Genomic DNA, 14,986 nt, shown 5'->3' with positions numbered 1-14,986 from the left:
AAAAGCTAAGATGAAATTCCTTTACGTTTCATATCGCCCCATTGTGCTTTTTTGAAAAAAGCAGAAAAAATTCCTTGAATTCTCCAAACAACCATTAGCGGGCGATACCAAAAAGCTTCTGTTAATGCCCAGAAGTAAAGGCGCATTAAATGAGATACTTTTGGATATTTGTGAAGTGTCAACTCTTCTAACAACACAGCAAGTGATGAAATGAGTGAACCGTATAACACTGTTACTAAAAAGAGCACGCCTGCAATTTGTGGATCTACTAGCGAAAAGAAAAGTCCACCAAAAATAATGAAATAGCCAAAAAACTCAAATACTGCACCAAGCAGTTCGACAAAAAGAAAGTAAGGCATCGAAACTAAACCAACAGCTCCGTATTTTGGATTTAACATCATTTTTTTATGGGTCCACAACGTTTCAAATAATCCGCGCTGCCAGCGGATCCGCTGAGACTTTAATACTTCTAATGATTCAGGCGCTTCTGTCCAGCAAACAGGATCAGGGACGTATTCAATTCGTTGCTTAGATTTTTCTTCTTTAAGCAAACGGTGTAATCGGACAACCAATTCCATGTCTTCCCCAACTGTATTTTTATTGTAGCCTCCAGCTTGTATGACACGTTGTTTGTTAAATACACCAAATGCACCTGACACAATAAGTAAAATATTCAAATGACTTAAAGCCAATCGACCAATCAAAAATGCACGGAAATACTCGATGATTTGCATAAGTACAACAGGATGCTTAGGAAGATTGATAGCTTCTACTTTGCTTCTAGAAATGGTTGAACCATTAGCAATCCGTACAGAGCCGCCTGTAACAATAACTTGACCATCAGATTCAATAATAGGTTTCATCGTTTTAAGAAGTCCGTCATTTTCCAAAATAGAATCGCCATCAATTGCACAAAAATATGGATAAGTGGATAAGTTAATACCCGAGTTTAATGCATCTGCTTTTCCCCCATTAGTTTTTTGAATCAAACGAATATAAGGGAATATGGAAGACTGATAAATCGCTATAATTTCAGCAGTTTGTAAGTGCATTCGAACCACAAAAGGGATTTTCATCATCTTGAACTCGTTGATCATGCGTTCTGATGTTGTATCTTTTGAACCGTCATCAATAACGATAATTTCTTTTTCAGGATATTCTAATGCAAGTAAAGATCGAACGGTACTAACAACCCCAACTTCTTCATTATATGCAGGTACTAAAATAGAGACAGGATAAGTGTTTTGATTTCTTAAGAGATCTTCTGTAGATTCTCTACGATCGAGTTTGTGTTCTCTTTTTACTTTTTGAAATGCGAGCGCAAAAAGACCTAAATAACTAAAACTCGAAAAGAGCATATACATAATAATGACATAAGACATAAGTGAGAAAAAGTTGTTCATTGCTTTTCACTTCCTATTAGAGATATTTCCCATTGACTGGCCATATCTCGTGCATAACGATCTGGATGATGAACTGCTAAATGGTGAAGTAAAACATCGCCATCTGAAAACTGTGTTAAAGCTTCGGCAGATGAATAACGAACCCACCAAACAGAATCCCCAAGAAGTTCACTAAGCACTTCTTTGTAACGCGATAATTGAAGTTTCCCGACAATTCGTGTAGCAAACATTCGTTCTTGCCAAGAAGTAGAATGCAGAAAAGGAATTAATAAGCTTGGATCTGACAAATGTTGCAAATGCCAAACAGTTTTTAATGCTTGAATTCGTATTTCTTCATCTTGATTTTGAAATTCTTCTTCGATTTGAGGAAGAAAATTAGTTAATCCTGACGTACCAATAAAAGAAATAGAAGCATATTTTAAAGGTTTATTATTTTCTTGATTTAAGAGAGCAGTATTTAATTCTTGCAAACGAGTAATAGGCGAAAGCCTTTTTAAGACATCAATATATAATCGAACGGATGCTTCGGGATACTGTGCCAGTACAGAAATTGTCATAGGATCGTTTAAAGATGTTAAAGTCCTGATAAGTTGCTGTGTTTCTTGATCTAGTTTATGTGTCTTACATAACTTTTCTTTTACTAGTGGCGCAAAAGACTTCATGTGGAAATCTTCGATAAAATATAAGGTATTCATTCGAATGGCCCAATTTCTTTGGTTGATTTGCTTTGCATAGTGCTCTGTTAAAAAATCTTCAGAAAGTTTTGCAACAAGAGGCGACATGGTGCTGTTTTTTGTTACAGATACGTAGCCATTTAATAAGCGTTCAAGAATCACTACTTGATGGGAACTATTACGTATTTCTTTGAGAAAATGCTCATCGGAAGGATCTGTCATATAAGAACTGAAGATATCGGTTAAAGCGTCATATTGCTGATTTATTTCTTGCTCTTTTTTACTTAATTTTTGCTTTCGCCAAGCTAAAATGAACAAAAGAAGTAATTGGCTAAAAAAAAGAACCATGATAAGTATTGAGAAATTTGAAATAGTCAATTGAACATCCTCATTGTTAAACGCTGTACACGTGCTACTACTTCCTGCGCATAAAAAGGTTTAACGATATAATCATCTGCACCGCTCTTCAAAGCTAAAACAATATCGGATTCATTTGTGCGAGAAGTTAACATAGAAATAATGATGTTTTCATGAGGATATTGACTCCGAATATGATGCAAGACTTCTAATCCATCCATTTTTGGCATTACGCCATCAAGTAAAATCATGTAATTTTCATCTTCTTTATACCATTGAGACTTGGTAAAAGTAACTCCATCAGTATACTCTTCAATATAGATATCAAAATCATCAGGATGCCATGTAGAAAATTGTTTTGAAACTAACTTACGTACTAGAGAATCATCATCAATAATAATAATTGTGAGATGTCTTCTTAAATCTTTTGCATCTGTTTTATACAACATTGTTTGATTTCGTCCATTTTTCTTCGCCTTGTATAAGGCTTGATCCGCGTTACTTACTAAATGTTCTTGCTGATGTTGATAGTCACTTATTCCTGCAGAAAAACTTACATAAAACGATGTAAATGAATGGTCTGTAAATGCTGTATTTGCAAATGCTAAACGAATTTCTTCAATTAACGGTTTTGCTGTTTGAGCTTTTGTATTTGGAAGAATCAATGCAAATTCTTCTCCTCCATAACGGAAAAAAATATCAGAATCTCTTTTCATTTTCAATACAAGTTGGCTGAAATTTCTTAAGACTTCATCTCCAATAGTATGTCCGTATGTATCATTTACTTTTTTGAAATAATCTAAATCAAATAAAACTAATGTAAAGTTTTTTTTCGAATTGACTGATGAATTTTTCATTTGTGTAAGCACGTCACTGAAATATTTTCTATTACCTGCTCCTGTTAAGTCGTCATAAAGTGTTTCTTGTGAAAACATTTTTTGGTTTTGCAACCGATTTAATACGTAAGGAACAACATAAGACATGTTTAATGGTTTAGAGAGAAAATCAGTTGCTCCGATTTCCATTGCTCGAATTTGGTTTTCAATTCGATTGTCTGAGCTTACTATAGCAAGAGGAAGGCATTTACTTCTAGCTGTTTCATGAATTCTAGCAACTAATTCAAAGCCATCTATATCGGATAAGTTTAAATCAACAATAACCATATGAGGTTGAAGTGTATAAAAGAACTCCAAGCCTTTTTTACCTGTTAAAGCAATTACTACTTGAATGCCGTTTTTTATCAATGTTTCTTTCAGGTGAGCTGCTGTTTCGACATCAGAATCTATTACCAAAACAAAAGATTCAGAAGGAAGAGGATCTTTAATATTATCCACTAACATTTCTTGGTCTGCATTGCATTTATTGTCTGCAAAAAAAGTACGAGCTTTTTCCATAAAATTTTGAAGAGAGTCGATAGCAATCAAGTTAACTTTGTTTTCTGTATAAAAGGATAATTGTATTTCACAGAAATCAGCTAGTTCTTTTAAACCAATTGTTCCAGCAGTGCCTTTCATCGTATGTAAAAAGCGGTAAACTTCTTGTTCTTGAACTTCTTTTTGTTTATTCCATTTGGAAAAGTCTTGTTCCATTCGCTCTAAAAGTAATGCGCTATAATTTTTTTGAGTCATGTGGATTCACCTTCTTAAAAAATTATCTAGATACTCCCACTATACTATATATATTCCTTTAATGGGCGACTAGCTAACTATGTATTAAGTAGAAAATATGTTGAATTTATAAACTTACTCATTTAAAAAGCTCTTTCTTTTTCTTCAAGTTAAATAAGTTTCAATGACTTAGTCAAATAAGATATGGTAAGCGTAGTGAAAAAATTATTATAAAATGTAAGGTATAGCAAACGCACAAAGATTTTGTGAAAATCAAAATAGTTAATGTTAAAATATAGGAGGAAAAACATGAATGAACCAGTGATTATTGTAGGCGCAGGTTTAAGCGGTCTACGTGCCGCTTCACTTTTCACAGAACAAGGATTAAGCTGCAAAGTACTCGAGGCTCGAGATAGAATCGGTGGTCGGGTATTAAGTGCTTCTGTTCCAAATCAAAAAAACTTAGGAAGATTTGATCTAGGTCCAACATGGTTTTGGCCACAGAATGAATCCGTAATTGATGAGCTTGTAAAAAGTTTGAAACTAGAAACTTTTGTCCAACAAAACCAAGGCGACATGTTGATGGAGCGGTTTCAAACAAAGCCTCCAGAGCGCTGTGTCATAGAAGAGCATATTGACGCTAGAGGAGTTCGGTTGACTGGGGGAATGCAGTCGCTAATTGATGCATTAGCAGAGAAAATTCCTGCAGAAATGATCCAGTTGGAAACGCGTGTTAAAGAAATCTGCATGGACAAGGCTGGAGAAATTACGGTTACAGTAGAAAGAGCAGGTGGAAAGGTAGAAAATATGAGAACAGCTTCGGTTATTCTCGCACTGCCACCACGTCTTGTAGCACGGCATATAAAATTTTCTCCAGCACTTCCAACAGAACTTTTGACTGATATTAAAGAAAAGCCAACATGGATGGGCTCACAAGCCAAAGCGGTTGCGATTTTTGACCGCCCATTCTGGAGAGAATCTGGATTGTCAGGTTTGGTGTTGAGTTCGGCTGGTCCCTTGCAAGAAATTTACGATGCTTCACCTACTAATGGTTCGGGTGCGTTATTTGGATTTTTTGGAATTCCGTCAGAAGCACGTCAACATATGGGACCAGAAAAAGTAAAAGAATTGGTCGCAAATCAATTAGTTAAACTGTTTGGCAAGGATGCTGAAAATCCTCGAGCAATTCTTTACAAAGATTGGTCCAGTGATTTGAATACTGCAGTTGAAGAAGACTCTAGCCCATTCAAAAATTATGCGAGTTATGGTCAACCGCCATCAGCTGGTGACTGGGAAGAAAAAGTGTTTTTTGCAGGAACTGAGACAAATTCACAGTATAGTGGCCATTTAGAAGGCGCGCTTCAGTCAGCTGAACAAGCAGTTAATAAAATTCTTGCGTTAAATTCTAAGTAATTAATAACAGACATGCATGTGATTATTTTATTTCATAAGCTAGATATAATGACAAAAAACCTTTAGGCAACTAAATGCCTGAAGGTTTTTTATCGGATTATTTTACTCGTTCGACTTGGACGAATACGGAGATAATATTACGTCGTTGTGTCATGTACAAGAGCTTCTGGAAAATATCTTCAAGAGAGTTCATGCGTTCGAAAATGGGCATCGATGCATCTTCAATTCGTGTGTCAATAATTTGTGCATCAAAAGCATAGTTTTCCGTAAGTCGACCAACTGGTAAACTAATGCTTTCACCGCCGCCCGCTGTAGCGAAATAAAACGCTTCGTTGGCGGTGATACGCGAATGATCACGACCGCGAGAAGAAGCATTTTTAGAAGGATCTACACCATCTTCAAGCATGCGAGAAGAAATAACGGCTTGGCGAATAGCGGAATAAATTCCAGGGTCAGAGCCTGCTGACAAATCCGTACCGAGTCCAATTTCAACACCCATATCAGCAAAATGCTTGATTGGAATTACGCTATTGGCGAAATACGCATTGGAAATTGGATAATGAGCGATTGCGGTTCCTTGTTCGATATACGTTTTTGCATCTTCATCGCTCAAAAATTAGCATGTGCCATAATCGCTTTTTCAGTCAATAAGCCGAAATCATTTAATACTTGAGCGTCATTTTTGCCGAAACGTTCTTTCACGTGGCTGTGTGCCCAGTCACTCTCGCTACAATGCGAAGTGATATGAACATCGTGTTTAGCCGCAATTTCCCCTAACCCTTCTAAAGCTTCAGATGTACAACTTGGTACAAAACGAGGCGTTACCACTGGATAGACACCTTGCTTTGTTATTTTATTCAACTCTTTTACTCGTTGAATAAAGCGTTCTGTGCCTATTAATGCTTCTTCTAGACTAGCATCTCGGTAGAAATCCGGATTTTCAGCAAGGTCATCCATTACGACTTTTCCGATGAGTCCGCGTTGCCCTTTTTCGGCACAGATTTTTGCTAGCAAAAAACTTGCTTCTTCATGGATAGTCGCAAAGTAAAGAGCGGTTGTTGTTCCGTTTCCAAGAAGCGTTTCGACTAAATGGCTATAAGTTTCTTCGGCAAATGCTATATCTGAAAACTTAGCTTCTAGTGGGAATGTATATGTATTAAGCCATTCATAAAGTGGCAAATCAAGTGCTGTGCCAGTTTGAGCCCATTGAGGAGCATGAATATGCAAATCGATAAATCCAGGAAGTAAATACTGTCCTTCTGTTAGTTCCAACAGCGTTTCTTCACTGCGAGCTTGTTTCAACACTGTGTTATAATCTTGATCATTTGGTGAAAGACGTTTAGCAATAAAGCCATCATCATTAATACAGAAAAGATAATCTTCCAATAGTTCGATTTCCTGTCGGTTAATACTCGAAAATCCTGTTCCTTTAATAACTTTATTCATAACAGTTCATGCCTCCATAATTGTTTTGTATAGGAATTATCATCCATCTTAATTTACTTCTTTATAATAAACGCACAGCATCCGACTAGCGTGATTTCGTTTGTTGATTACTTTTAATAATTTTAAAACAAGACAGAATGACAAAAGAGTGTGACCGATAAGGGTCAACACTCTTTTTTGAAATAAGAATTTTATTTTGCTACCGTTTCCAGCGCCACTTCAATCATGTCATTAAACGTCGTTTGTCTTTCTTGTGAAGTCGTGTGTTCTCCAGTAAGAATATGATCGCTAACTGTTAACAACGTTAATCCTCTTACACCAAATTTAGCAGACAAGTAATAAAGTGCAGCTGCTTCCATTTCAACAGCTAATACACCGTGCTGGCCGAGTTTGTTAGTTGTTGCTTGGTCATCAGAGTAGAAACTATCAGAAGAAAATACATTTCCTACATGAAGCGTAAGTCCTTTATCTGTAGCAATATCATAAGCATTTTTGATTAAATTAAAGTTTCCAATTTGAGGAAGATCAATTCCTGGGAAATCTTTGCGGATCATCGCAGAATCCGTTGCAGCAGCTTGTGCAATAATCACATCGCGAATGTTCACGTCTTGCTGAATTGCACCACATGTTCCGATTCTCACAAGATTTTTCACTTGATAGTCATTGATTAACTCATGAATGTAAATGGATGCTGAGGGCATACCCATTCCGGTTCCTTGAACAGAAACGCGGTTTCCTTTATAAGTGCCCGTATACCCTAACATGCCACGCACATTATTGTAGCAACTTACATCTTCAAGAAAAGTTTCTGCAATATAGGTTGCGCGTAACGGATCTCCGGGAAGTAACACTGACTCTGCTATTTCTCCTGCTTTTGCTTCAATATGAAAACTCATTAGAAAAACCTCCATTGTCGTTGTTGTACGTTTGCATGTAATTGCATCTTTACAAAGCATCATAACATGACAGAAAGAAGTGAGCTGTGAAGACAGCTACCTTATTATTGTGAACTTGTTCACAATAATAAGGTAGCTGTTTTTTTGATTACATACTATTCCACTTGCGAAGCATTTGTATTTCTTCTGCTTGATTGCAAATGGACTCAAGTTTTTTCATATCTACTATATAAATATTCTTTTCACGAATCTCAATTATCTTTTCGTCTTGAAATTCGTTCAAAGTTTTAGACATGGATTCTCGTGTAATCCCAAGCATCGTTGCGAGGAAGGATTGATTGATTTTTAAGTCCACTTTGTAGCCATCATTACTTTGATCGCCAAAATTGAAATAGAAATCGACGAGTAAATTCGCGACTTTTGTCCGAACGTCATACAAACTCAAATAACGAATCAAGCGATTTAAAATACGCGTGCGTTCTACAAGGATCCTGTAGGCATTTCTTAAAATCGCTGGGTATTGTTCCACAAGTTCCAGGAAATCTGTCTTCTTAATTTGCCAAGCTGCAACATTTTCAAGTGCTTCAATAGAAGAAATTCGATAATTGACAAGAGATAAAGCTTCAACTTCACCTAAAATTTCTCCAGGTAATGCAAAGCTGAGCACAATTTCTTTGTCTTCATGTAAACGAAAAATTTTCAGTTTTCCAGAACGAATGATATAAATATCTTCACTTTCATCATTTTCAAACATGAGCATATGATTTTTCTTGAATTGACGCTCTTTGAGCAGTAGAAGAATCTGCTGCAAATCGTTTTCTGAGATACCTGAGAAGATAGGGATATCTGAGAGGTTTGTAATCATGTGAATCCGTCCTTTCAATTCGGTAAGTTTCATTGCGTATCCGCTGCTGTTTTTCTAATGCCGTAATCCCTTGTTGAAAGTCACATGTAATCAACTAGCAATCGTCTATGCTAACTTGAATGTAAGAGAACTTTATTTTTTATTATACAGTACAAACTGAAAATCATATGATGGCGGCTGGATTACACTAATTTTTTTATTTTTCCAAATTACAATGCACAGTATCAATAAATAGAAACGGGCGGAAAAGTAAGATTGAAAATTTAGAAAAAGGGTATTCGAAAAGAGACGGTATAAATGCAAGTTAGAAAAAGATAGATATTTGACTTGCTTGATTGTTTAAAAGTGGCTGAGTTTTATTAAAAAATAGGGGGAATAATTATGTATAAAAAAGTAGTCGGGATGTCGATCATTGCTTCAATCGCTTTGGTTGGGTGCAGTTCGGGAGAAGATGCAAAAGAGCCAATCATTATTGGAGGAAAGCCTTGGACTGAGCAGTATATTTTGCCATATATTTTAGGTGAGTACATAGAGGCCAACTCAGAGTATACGGTTGAGTATGAAGATGGCCTAGGAGAAGTGTCAATTTTAACACCTGCTTTGGAAAAAGGTGATATTGATATGTATGTGGAGTATACCGGTACAGGATTAAAAGATGTGTTGAAACGTGATTCAGAACCAGGTCAGTCATCTGAAGAAGTGCTCGAGGCAGTTAGAAAAGGGTATGAAGAAGAACTAGGAGCGACATGGTTAGAGCCGCTGGGTTTTGAAAATGGCTATACGTTAGCTTACTCTAAAGATAGCGGTTTTGATGCTCAAACTTACTCTGATTTAGCTGCGATTTCTGCTTCTGAAGATGTTACTTTTGGCGGACCACATTCCATTTATGAACGACAAGGTGATGGCTACGAAGATTTAAAAGCTACTTATGATTTTAAATTTTCGGCTACAGAAAGTTTTGATCCCTCTATTATGTACGAAGCGGTTAAAAATGGAGATGTAGACGTTATTCCGGCATTTACAACAGATAGCAGAATTGAGTTGTTCGACCTAGCAACGACAAAAGATGATTTAAACTTCTTTCCAAAATACGATGCAGCTCCAGTTGTCAGATTAGAAACACTTGAAGCGTATCCAGAGCTAAAGGATGTCTTAAACGAGCTTGCTGGACAAATCAGTGAAGAAGACATGTTGGCGATGAACTCTAAAGTAGATGTCGATCAAGAACAACCGCAAGACGTGGCACGAGAATTTCTTATCGAAAAAGAGTTGATAGAAGAATAAAGATGTCTTTTAGCATTATAGTAAGTAGAAAAAATTTAGTAAGTGAAAGGAGTTTTTCGATGAAAGCAACAAAAGACACATCTCTAGCAGAGCGCTTTGCAGAAGTAAGAGACGCTACGATGAAGCTAATTGAACCTCTAGAAATAGAAGATTTTATCATTCAATCCCACGAAGATGTGAGTCCAGCTAAATGGCATATTGCTCATACCACATGGTTTTTCGAGCGGATGATTTTAAAGGAATTCAAATCGGACTATCAAGAATTCAATCCAGCTTTTGATTTTTTATTTAATTCGTATTACAACACGATAGGGCCTTATCAACCGCGGCACCAACGAGGCGTGTTGTCAAGACCGACTGTGGGTCAAGTTATCGAGTACCGTAAGTATATAGATGAGCAAATACTTGAATTGCTCTCTGAAACAACGGATTCCAATATGAAGAAAAAAGTAAAAGACTTGATAGGAATGGGCATTCAACACGAACAACAGCATCAAGAATTGATCTTAATGGATATAAAGTATAACTTTTTTGTCAATCCTCTTTTTCCTACGTATGCACAAATGGAAAAACATTCAGTAAGCAAACGAGACGAAACGCAATTTGTTGAATTTAAAGGAGGATTAGTCGAAATCGGCCATGATGGGAACGGCTTTGCGTTTGATAACGAAAGTCCGCGTCATAAAGTTTGGATAGAACCGTTTAAATTAGCAACAAGCCCTGTGACAAATAGAGAGTATCTTGAATTTATTAAAGCGGATGGGTACGAGCAGCCTGAGTATTGGCTTTCTGATGGTTGGAGTGTTGTTAAAGAACAAAATTGGAAAGCGCCACTTTATTGGTTGAAAGGTCAAGAAGAAAACTGGGAAATCTTTACCTTAGCGGGCATACAAGACTTAGAACTAGACGAACCGGTAAGCCATGTTAGTTTTTACGAAGCAGATGCATTTAGTAGATGGAAAGGCAAAAGGTTGGCTACTGAAGCTGAATGGGAATATGCTTCTCAAAGCGTTGCTATTCATGGGAATACGATGGATGAGGGAGTTTACCATCCTGTAGCAAGTAATAGTGATTCAGAAAGTGAATCGCTGTCCAAAATGTTCGGGGATGTATGGGAATGGACTGCCAGTGCCTATGCATCTTATCCGGGGAGTAAGCCGTTAGAAGGCGCATTAGGTGAATACAATGCGAAATTCATGTGCAACCAAATGATTCTTCGCGGCGGTTCATGCGCAACGCCACTAGATCATATCCGAGAAACTTACCGAAATTTTTTCCCGCCAGAAAAAAGATGGCAATTTAGTGGGTTTAGACTAGCAGAAGACCAGAATTGAAATTTCGAAAAAAGAACAATCGTTTCATATGAAAAAGCAGGCAACCAAGTAGATTTGGTTGTCTGCTTTTTTTCTGCAAAAAAGATATTTCGATGTACTTGTTGCATTTTCATTAAAAAGGAGTAGTATACCTAAATAGACATTGTATATCCACAATGGATGTTGCAAGTAGCTACTCAAATTTTAAAAAATAGTGTTTAACATATATCACACAGAAAAGGAGTGCAGATTATGCAGCTAACAAAGGGTGTCGAGCAGGCTATTTGTATTATTGTGTTGCTGGCAACACAAGAAAGCAGCGCGCCGCTTGCTTCAGATGAAATTAGCAAAAGGCTGGGCGTTTCACCATCTTATATGAAGAAAATAACGAGGAAATTAGTCGTTCAAGGAATTGCTGTTTCGGTACCTGGCAATAATGGCGGCGTTTCATTAGCAAAATCGGCAACGCATATTACAATGCTTGACGTTATTGAAGCAATGGAAGGTCCAATACAATTATACCCAGATACAGGGTTAATTCGTCTCGCTTTTAAAGATGGAGAATACGCACAAAAAGGACAAGAAATTCTTAAAAATGTTTTTTCACAAGGAAATCGGTTATTGATTGAATATTTATCTAAAGTAACGGCTGCAGATCTCTTGAAAGAAGGATTAGGGATGTCGAATTTGCCAACGTTAAACTGGAATAGAGAAACGTTAAGTGATGTATTGAAAAAAGAACAGGATGATTTAAAATGAAAATGTTTAAACAGGAATGGAAGCAATTGTTTTCCAAACCACTTTTATTAGGAACCATGGTTGTTATGATGTTTATCCCGATTATTTATAGTGGTTTTTTCTTAGGCTCGTCGTGGGATCCTTACGGAAAAACAGAACGCTTACCGGTAGCGGTCGTCAACGAAGACGTACCATCAGAATATGAAGGCAAGACACTTGATATCGGTACGGAGTTAGTTGGGAATTTAAAAGAGAATGATGCATTAGATTGGCAGTTTACCGATGCAAAAAAAGCAGAGCAAGGAATGGACGATGGGAAATATTTTATGGTTTTGACCATTCCAGAAAATTTCTCGGAACATGCAGCATCTGTAATGAGTGATGATCCAAAACCGATGGATTTGCAGTACGAAACCAATCCCGGTCGCGGATTTTTTATAAAATCAATAAGTAAGCAAGCGACTACGACGATTAAAGAAGAAATTGCTGAAAGTGTAACCAAAGAATACGTAAAAGCAGTATTTGAACAAATTAATACACTGGGTGAAGGTTTAGGAGTTGCAGCAGAAGGTGCGGAACAACTTGATGATGGAACTATCAAATTGCAAAAAGGCAATGCAGAATTAATCGCAGGGCTTGGCACACTTTCAGAAGGAAGTTTAACTTTCCAGGAAGGCGCAGAGCAATTAGAAATTGGTGCCGGACAGTTTGCTACAGGAGCCGCAGATTTAAATCAAGGAGCGAACCTGTTGAATAAAGGGATTATTTCTTATACAGCAGGGGTAGGCAACTTGCAAAGCGGTGTGGTTGGGCTTGCCGAAGGAACTGCAGAGTTAAATAATAGTGGTCCAAAACTTGTTGAAGGATCACAAAAATTAGAACAAGGTCTAAATTCTCTCGTTCCAGGAGCGGAACAACTAAGTCAAGGTCTATCAGCTACTGAAGCTGGTAGCGTACAGCTAAACAACGGCTTACATGAGCTTCAAACACAAACAAGCGAGTTAACAAGGAGTTCTTCTGGCATTCAGCAGTTGGTATCAGGTCAAGCTGCGCTTGGTGAAGGTCTTGCTAAACTGGCTAATGGCAGTACCACTCTTCAAGAAGGACTTGGTGCATTAAATAACCAACTTCCAACACCAGATCAACTCAACAATTTGCAACAAGGTTTATTAGCTATTCAAGAAAACGTTAACCAATTAAATGGTGCTGTTTCGGCCAGTAGTGCACAGAATGCATCAAAATTGCAGGCGAATTTAGCGGCGGCACAACAAGCTGTTAGCGAAATGCAGCCAACTTCTTCAACTGCAACAGTGGCAGCTCTTGAAGCAACAACTACTTATAGCAGTTTAACTGCGGAGCAACAAGCCGAATTATCAGCTGCAGTAACTGGAAGTACACAGCAACAAACAGCAGCACAACAAAGTGCACTTGAAACGCTCGAGCAAAGTCTTGCTGCTGTATCAGCTAACATAAACGAGCAAATTATTCCCGCATTTCAATCACTCGGATCCATGCCTGAGAAAGTAGCAGAATTGAACAGTGCTGTAGATCAAGTAAATCCTGCAGCCCAAGAAGCTCTTGGTGGATATTCAGCCGTCCGAAATGCACTGAACGATCAACTCATTCCAGGTGTGAAAAATCTCAATGCAGGAGCAGAGCAAGCGGCTGAGACAAGTGGACAACTTCTTGCGGGAATTGAAAAAACAGCAGAAAGTCTACCTCAGCTTGCAGATGCAGTTGATCGGTTAGCAGAAGGAAGCTCTTCACTGAATGACGGTGTATCTTCTCTTGCTTCAGGCTCAATTGGACTTGTTGAAGGTGCGAGCGCGTTGCAACAAGGGTCTATAGAATTAAAAAAAGGAGCAACTGAATACACAGCAGGAGTATCAAAAGCAGCACAAGGAGCAGGACAGCTTCAAGAAGGAACGGCTAAACTTGCGGCTAACTCTGCAGAGCTAAATTCTGGTTCCAGTGATTTGGCAAAGGGTGCAAACCAGCTAGCCGAAGGCGTACCAGCACTTTCAAGTGGTGCAGGTGAACTTGCTGGTGGAGCAACGGATTTACATAGCGGAGCCAGCAAACTAGAAGACGGCTCTGGTGAATTAGGTCAAGGCCTTACAGAGCTAGAGGAAGGAACTTCTGAACTTGCTACAAGTTTATCTGATGGCGCAGAAGATATAGCAAGTAAACAAGTAACAGATGATAATTACGAAATGATCGCTGCACCCGCAACAGCAACAGAAAGTGAACGGAGCGATGTACCGAACTACGGTCATGCATTAGCACCTTATATTTTGTCGCTTGCTCTTTTCGTCGGAGCTTTATCTTTCAATTTAGTATTCCCAATTAACGCACCAGCTGGACGCCCGACTTCAGGAGTTGGCTGGTGGTTTAGTAAGTTTTCACTTGGTTTTATCCAAGCAACAGCAGCAGCACTCATTGTTGATGCAATTATGCTGTTCGGTTTCCATCTTCAAGTCGATCACATCGGAGAGTTTATTGCGGTCTCAGTCATCACTTCACTTACCTACATGTTCTTAATTATGTTCTTAAGTATTACTTTTGGAAATCCAGGACGATTTGTGGCAATGATTATTCTCGTTCTCCAATTGGGTGCAAGTGGTGGTACATTCCCTGTAGAATTAACAAATAAATTTTTTCAGACGGTGCATGATTTTATTCCCATGAGCTATGCCATCCTTGGATTCCGAGAATCGATGTCTTCGGCATATGGAACGCATACTTTCATTACGAGTATTTTAGTGCTTGGCGCTTTTATTGTCGTCTTTAATCTGCTGTTATGGCTAGTGCTTAGCTTGAGAAGTCGTAAAGCATATAGATTGGCAGAAGAAAATTAAGTAGAAAGAGCTGTCTCAAAAGGTCATAAACAATGACTTTTTGAGTACAGCTCTTTTTTTATTTTGTTTTATAGGATTTTGACTTTTTTAAAGGACTTTTGCATTGAAAAGAGAAAGTACTAGTAGCGTAAA

At 37.8% G+C, this 14,986-nt stretch carries 10 protein-coding genes and 1 pseudogene; 5 read left to right on the top strand and 6 right to left on the bottom strand.

Features of this window, described 5'->3' with window-relative positions; translation table 11 throughout:
- Nucleotides 1–5: 5 nt before the first annotated feature.
- From I858_RS09830 to I858_RS09820, 3 genes are read right to left on the bottom strand one after another with little or no spacing between them, the layout of a single operon-like run.
- Nucleotides 6–1,403, bottom strand: coding sequence for a glycosyltransferase family 2 protein (locus I858_RS09830; protein ID WP_065524526.1), 1,398 nt, complete (start codon nucleotides 1,401–1,403; stop codon nucleotides 6–8).
- Nucleotides 1,400–2,455: a HEAT repeat domain-containing protein gene (locus I858_RS09825; RefSeq protein WP_239457128.1), complete on the bottom strand. Its 1,056-nt coding sequence runs from the start codon at nucleotides 2,453–2,455 to the stop codon at nucleotides 1,400–1,402. The genes I858_RS09830 and I858_RS09825 overlap by 4 nt, the downstream gene beginning before the upstream one ends.
- Nucleotides 2,452–4,062, bottom strand: a complete 1,611-nt coding sequence (locus I858_RS09820) for a diguanylate cyclase (RefSeq protein WP_065524527.1) — start codon at nucleotides 4,060–4,062, stop codon at nucleotides 2,452–2,454. Before I858_RS09820 ends, I858_RS09825 begins: the two co-directional genes overlap by 4 nt.
- 288 nt (nucleotides 4,063–4,350) lie before the next feature.
- Between I858_RS09820 and I858_RS09815 the strand changes: the two genes are divergently transcribed.
- Nucleotides 4,351–5,454 carry a flavin monoamine oxidase family protein gene (locus tag I858_RS09815; RefSeq protein WP_065524528.1) on the top strand — a complete coding sequence of 368 codons (1,104 nt, stop codon included), beginning with the start codon at nucleotides 4,351–4,353 and terminating at the stop codon, nucleotides 5,452–5,454.
- Between the two features lie 97 nt (nucleotides 5,455–5,551).
- Here the strand turns inward: I858_RS09815 and guaD are convergent.
- From guaD to I858_RS09800, 3 genes and pseudogenes are all read right to left on the bottom strand, one after another.
- Nucleotides 5,552–6,900, bottom strand: a pseudogene (gene guaD / locus I858_RS09810) (guanine deaminase).
- 191 nt (nucleotides 6,901–7,091) lie between these two features.
- A complete protein-coding gene (gene deoD / locus I858_RS09805; RefSeq protein WP_065524529.1) occupies nucleotides 7,092–7,796 on the bottom strand; it encodes a purine-nucleoside phosphorylase in 705 nt (234 codons plus the stop codon).
- Between the two features lie 148 nt (nucleotides 7,797–7,944).
- Entirely contained in the window at nucleotides 7,945–8,694 is a 750-nt protein-coding gene (locus I858_RS09800; protein ID WP_239457126.1) for a Crp/Fnr family transcriptional regulator, read from the bottom strand.
- 348 nt (nucleotides 8,695–9,042) lie between these two features.
- Here I858_RS09800 and I858_RS09795 point away from each other — a divergent pair, with 348 nt between their 5' ends.
- From I858_RS09795 to I858_RS09780, 4 genes are all read left to right on the top strand, one after another.
- Nucleotides 9,043–9,945 (top strand): glycine betaine ABC transporter substrate-binding protein, encoded by a 903-nt coding sequence (locus I858_RS09795; RefSeq protein WP_065524530.1) that lies wholly within the window; start codon nucleotides 9,043–9,045, stop codon nucleotides 9,943–9,945.
- A gap of 59 nt (nucleotides 9,946–10,004) precedes the next feature.
- Nucleotides 10,005–11,279: an ergothioneine biosynthesis protein EgtB gene (gene egtB / locus I858_RS09790; protein WP_065524531.1), complete on the top strand. Its 1,275-nt coding sequence runs from the start codon at nucleotides 10,005–10,007 to the stop codon at nucleotides 11,277–11,279.
- Nucleotides 11,280–11,510: 231 nt separating this feature from the next.
- Nucleotides 11,511–12,017 carry an RrF2 family transcriptional regulator gene (locus tag I858_RS09785; protein ID WP_065524532.1) on the top strand — a complete coding sequence of 169 codons (507 nt, stop codon included), beginning with the start codon at nucleotides 11,511–11,513 and terminating at the stop codon, nucleotides 12,015–12,017.
- The gene (locus I858_RS09780; protein ID WP_065524533.1) at nucleotides 12,014–14,854 is read left to right on the top strand and encodes a YhgE/Pip domain-containing protein; all 2,841 of its coding nucleotides are present in this window, start codon (nucleotides 12,014–12,016) and stop codon (nucleotides 14,852–14,854) included. Before I858_RS09785 ends, I858_RS09780 begins: the two co-directional genes overlap by 4 nt.
- Nucleotides 14,855–14,986: the final 132 nt, after the last annotated feature.

The organism is Planococcus versutus, assembly GCF_001186155.3.
GTDB lineage: Bacteria > Bacillota > Bacilli > Bacillales_A > Planococcaceae > Planococcus > Planococcus versutus.
The sequence above is the reverse complement of the archived record's forward strand: the minus strand, read 5'-3'. Positions and strand labels throughout refer to the sequence as shown.

What these genes read in the sequence shown, in the direction of transcription:
- deoD (WP_065524529.1), bottom strand. Translation starts at nt 7,796, where the DNA reads ATGAGTTTTCATATTGAAGCAAAAGCAGGAGAAATAGCAGAGTCAGTG.
- I858_RS09795 (WP_065524530.1), top strand. Translation starts at nt 9,043, where the DNA reads ATGTATAAAAAAGTAGTCGGGATGTCGATCATTGCTTCAATCGCTTTG.
- I858_RS09820 (WP_065524527.1), bottom strand. Translation starts at nt 4,062, where the DNA reads ATGACTCAAAAAAATTATAGCGCATTACTTTTAGAGCGAATGGAACAA.
- egtB (WP_065524531.1), top strand. Translation starts at nt 10,005, where the DNA reads ATGAAAGCAACAAAAGACACATCTCTAGCAGAGCGCTTTGCAGAAGTA.
- I858_RS09815 (WP_065524528.1), top strand. Translation starts at nt 4,351, where the DNA reads ATGAATGAACCAGTGATTATTGTAGGCGCAGGTTTAAGCGGTCTACGT.
- I858_RS09830 (WP_065524526.1), bottom strand. Translation starts at nt 1,403, where the DNA reads ATGAACAACTTTTTCTCACTTATGTCTTATGTCATTATTATGTATATG.
- I858_RS09780 (WP_065524533.1), top strand. Translation starts at nt 12,014, where the DNA reads ATGAAAATGTTTAAACAGGAATGGAAGCAATTGTTTTCCAAACCACTT.
- I858_RS09800 (WP_239457126.1), bottom strand. Translation starts at nt 8,694, where the DNA reads ATGAAACTTACCGAATTGAAAGGACGGATTCACATGATTACAAACCTC.
- I858_RS09785 (WP_065524532.1), top strand. Translation starts at nt 11,511, where the DNA reads ATGCAGCTAACAAAGGGTGTCGAGCAGGCTATTTGTATTATTGTGTTG.